The sequence below is a fragment of the Nocardioides stalactiti genome (genome assembly GCF_014180715.1).
Lineage (GTDB): Bacteria > Actinomycetota > Actinomycetes > Propionibacteriales > Nocardioidaceae > Nocardioides > Nocardioides stalactiti.
This window is the reverse complement of record NZ_JACEFC010000207.1, coordinates 1-3,376: the sequence shown is the minus strand read 5'-3', so window position 1 is coordinate 3,376 and position 3,376 is coordinate 1. Positions and strand designations below refer to the sequence as shown.

General features: G+C 72.4%; 5 protein-coding genes and 1 rRNA gene. 5 read left to right on the top strand and 1 reads right to left on the bottom strand.

Features of this window, described 5'->3' with window-relative positions; translation table 11 throughout:
• The first annotated feature begins 143 nt into the window (after nucleotides 1-143).
• Both rrf and H0487_RS22225 read left to right on the top strand, forming a co-directional pair.
• Nucleotides 144-260, top strand: a 5S ribosomal RNA gene (gene rrf, locus H0487_RS22230).
• A 200-nt stretch (nucleotides 261-460) separates the two neighbouring features.
• Entirely contained in the window at nucleotides 461-826 is a 366-nt protein-coding gene (locus H0487_RS22225; protein ID WP_183096381.1) for a single-stranded DNA-binding protein, read from the top strand.
• On the opposite strand, the gene H0487_RS22220 is transcribed toward H0487_RS22225, so the two are convergent.
• Entirely contained in the window at nucleotides 786-1,925 is a 1,140-nt protein-coding gene (locus tag H0487_RS22220) for a DUF1015 family protein (RefSeq protein ID WP_183096380.1), read from the bottom strand. The genes H0487_RS22225 and H0487_RS22220 overlap by 41 nt on opposite strands.
• A gap of 48 nt (nucleotides 1,926-1,973) precedes the next feature.
• On the opposite strand from H0487_RS22220, the gene H0487_RS22215 reads away from it, so the two are divergent.
• The 3 genes from H0487_RS22215 to H0487_RS22205 all read left to right on the top strand — a co-directional run.
• Entirely contained in the window at nucleotides 1,974-2,987 is a 1,014-nt protein-coding gene (locus H0487_RS22215) for an HAD-IIA family hydrolase (RefSeq protein ID WP_312856062.1), read from the top strand.
• A gap of 10 nt (nucleotides 2,988-2,997) precedes the next feature.
• The gene (locus H0487_RS22210; RefSeq protein ID WP_183096379.1) at nucleotides 2,998-3,222 is read left to right on the top strand and encodes a hypothetical protein; all 225 of its coding nucleotides are present in this window, start codon (nucleotides 2,998-3,000) and stop codon (nucleotides 3,220-3,222) included.
• A 14-nt stretch (nucleotides 3,223-3,236) separates the two neighbouring features.
• A partial coding sequence (locus H0487_RS22205; RefSeq protein ID WP_312856063.1) for a S4 domain-containing protein occupies nucleotides 3,237-3,376 on the top strand: 140 nt, incomplete at its 3' end.

The following is a 3,376-nucleotide window of genomic DNA, read 5'->3' as shown; positions in this document are numbered from 1 at the left end:
ACTTGCCACACAAACCCCCAACACAACCAACAAACCACTGGTTTGACGTTTGTGTGCTGGGTTTCAGCGTAAACACACTACAAATCGCGTCCACGATCCAACCCCCACCCACACACGTGGGCCACAAGAGGGGTTCATAGAGTTACGGCGGCCATAGCGACAGGGAAACACCCGGCTCCATACCGAACCCGGAAGTTAAGCCTGTCAGCGCCGATGGTACTGCAACCGCGAGGATGTGGGAGAGTAGGACGCCGCCGGACATTCTTTCCAACGGGCTATCAGAATTCTTTCTGATAGCCCGTTGGCTATTTTTCGGCGTGTTCCCGACATTCTTCGTGGCAGCTCGTGGCCCGCTCTCCGTCCCGCCGAGCGAGCGGCGGTGGCGCTTTCCACATCCGCACCTCCGCGGTGGTGCGCGGCGGCGGGCTCTGCTCGTTGATGGGTCTCGAGGAGGTGCCGGATGAGCATGAGAATTGATCCGGGCGCACAACCCAACGAGGTGCGCCTGCGCGGCACGGTGTCGGGAGACCCCGAGGTGCGCGTCCTGCCGAGCGGTGACGAGATGTGTGTCTTCCGCGTCATCGTCGCTCGGTTGCCGGTCCGTGCCCGGACCGACGGCCGACGAAGCCCGAGCGTGGACGTCCTGGACTGCTGCGCGTGGGAAGCCCGGACCAGGAGGTCGGTGTCGGGCTGGCGACCGGGCGACGAGGTGCAGGTCGCCGGCTCGTTGAGGCGACGGTTCTACCGGTCGGGCGGCGCGACGGCGTCGCGGGTGGAGGTCGAGGTCAGGTCGGCGCGTCTGATCCGTCGCGGAGCGACCGGATGAGGACGCCCAGGCTCGGCTTCGGCTGGAACGAGGTGGCCTTCTCCGGCAGCAGGCGGTCGTCCTCGGCGATCTGCTGGACGAGGTCGACGCTCGGCGCCGGCATGAGGACGGCGAGCGCGGAGCGCGGGTTGGCTGCGGCGAGCGCGTCGTCGACGGTGTGGTGGTACCCGGTGCTCGTGGGGCCGTGGGCCAGCGCCGGCACCAGCTGGCGGTGGAGGACCTCGACGGCCGCACGGTCCGGCGGGACCTCGAGCCGGAGGACGGCCCAGTCGTCGCCGTCGGTCGCGGCGAGCGTGCTCGGCCCGAGCGCGGCGACCGCCTCGGACTGGGTGCGGGACTCGCAATGCATCCCGATGCTCTCCGCTGCGCCGCGGAGGTCCTCGAGGCTGGTGCCCGTGAAGCTGCGGTGGATCGGTCCGAGGAACAGGGGAGTCGCGCGCTGGTCCACCAGCATCGCCAGGCCGAGGTCGCACGCGCCCCCCGGGTGGCGGCGCTGGAGCCGCAGGTAGGCCGCGTAGCGGTGGTGCCCGTCGGCGATGAGGGCGCGCGATCCGCTCAGCTGGTCGGCGACCTCGGCCAGGACCGCCGGGTCGCGCACGGCCCAGATCCGGTGCTGCTGCTCGCCCCGGTCGGTGAACTCGTGCTCCGGTGTGGCGGCGACGACCGTCCTCACGAGCTCGCCGAGACGGGCGGTGCCGTTGTGCACGAGGAGGATCGGCGCCGGGTTGAGGCCCATCTCCGACATCCGGTCGGCCAGGTCGTCGGCCTGTGCGGGGTGGATGCCTTCGTGCGGGAGCACCGCCCGGTCCTCGGGCCGGGTGGCTCGTCGGGACACGTCGAGAGCGCCGACGAGGCCGCGGATCGTGATGCCGGCGGCGGTGTACTCGTGGACGTAGAGCGCGGGCTCGTCGTCCCGCCGGAGCAGCCCTCGGGCCTGCCACCGGAGCAGCCGGGCGGCGACGCCGCGGTAGGGGCGGGCGAACGCGCGCCCGGTCGACGGATCACCGACGCGGTGGGGCGCCAGCATGAGTCCCGGGAACGGCAGGAGCCGCAGCGGGCCCGCGACGTACGGCGGGGTCACCACCTGTCCTGCGTCCATCAGGGCATCGTACGGAGGAATGGACGGCCGACCTGAGAGGCTGGCCCCGTGTTGGCCGCATCGACCGTTCCGCTGACCGTCGCCTACGACGTGGCGATGCTCGATCTCGACGGCGTTGTCTACGTGGGCCGTGACGCGGTCCCGGGCGCGGCCGACCATGTGCGGCGGGTACGAGCGAGCGGGATGCGGACGGCGTTCATCACCAACAACGCCGCCCGCACGCCTGCCTCAGTGGCCGAGCACCTCACCGAGCTCGGCGTCCTCGCCGCCACTGGTGACGTCGTGACGTCGGCCCAGGCGGCTTCCCACCTGCTCGCCGAGAGGCACGGCACCGGCTCCGCGATCGTCTGCCTGGGCGGTGACGGACTGCACGCCGCGCTGCGCGAGGCCGGGCTCGTCCCCGTCGGGGTCGACGACGACGCGGTCGCGGTCGCGACCGGCTACGGGCCTGACGTGCTCTGGCGCGACATCATGCGGGTCGCCGTGCGCGTCCGGGACGGTCTGCCCTGGCTCGCGAGCAACGCCGACGGCACCATCCCGACCCCGTTCGGGCTGGCGCCGGGCCACGGCGTCCTCATCGACACGCTGAGCCGGTTCACCGGCGTCACCCCGGTCGTGGCGGGCAAGCCGCAGCGGCCGCTGATCGACGAGACCGTGCGCCGGGCCGGCGGCCGCCGGCCGTTGATGGTGGGCGACCGGCTCGACACCGACATCGCGGGTGCGCGGAACGCCGGGATCGACTCTCTGCTCGTCCTGACCGGGGTGACCCGCCTCCCCGAGCTGGTCGCGGCTCGTCCCGAGGAGCGCCCGAGCTACCTCTCGTCCGACCTGGGCGGTCTCGTGGTGCCGCACCCGGCACCCGGACGTGCCGACGACGGCTGGTCGTCGGGCGGCTGGCGCGGGGTCGTCCGCGACGGTGCGCTCGTCATCGACGGGGACGGCGCCGCCGACGACTGGTGGCGGGTCGCCGCGGTCGCAGGGTGGGACCACCGGGACGTCACCGGGACGGTGGCTGACATCACGGGGCTGGGGATCCCGGCGGTGGCCGGGTCGGGACGGTAACCTCGCTGCCATGACCGAGGAACCCGGAGGCGCGGCGGTATCGGACGGAACGGGGCACCTCCCGGCGCCGACCGGCATCACCTCCATCGACAGCGTGCTCGACCTGGTGGCGGGCCTGGACGCCCGACCGCTCGACGAGCACGCGGCGGTCTTCGAGACCGCCCACTCCGAGCTGCGTCGGGCGCTCGACGACCCGGACCTCGGGTCGGACGCGACGCCGACGCGGCCGGCCTGACGGCCGAGGCGGAGGTGCCCCCGCGGCGGCTCCGGCTCGACGCAGAGCTGGTACGACGTGGCCTCGCGCCGTCCCGTGAGCGGGCGGCGCAGCTCATCGCCGACGGCCGGGTCAAGGTCTCGGGCGCGAAGGCGACCAAGGCGGCGACCGGGGT

Bases quoted from the DNA above. Each gene is read 5' to 3' on its own strand.
- H0487_RS22225 (WP_183096381.1), top strand. From the start codon at position 461: ATGAGCATGAGAATTGATCCGGGCGCACAACCCAACGAGGTGCGCCTG.
- H0487_RS22220 (WP_183096380.1), bottom strand. From the start codon at position 1,925: ATGGACGCAGGACAGGTGGTGACCCCGCCGTACGTCGCGGGCCCGCTG.
- H0487_RS22210 (WP_183096379.1), top strand. From the start codon at position 2,998: ATGACCGAGGAACCCGGAGGCGCGGCGGTATCGGACGGAACGGGGCAC.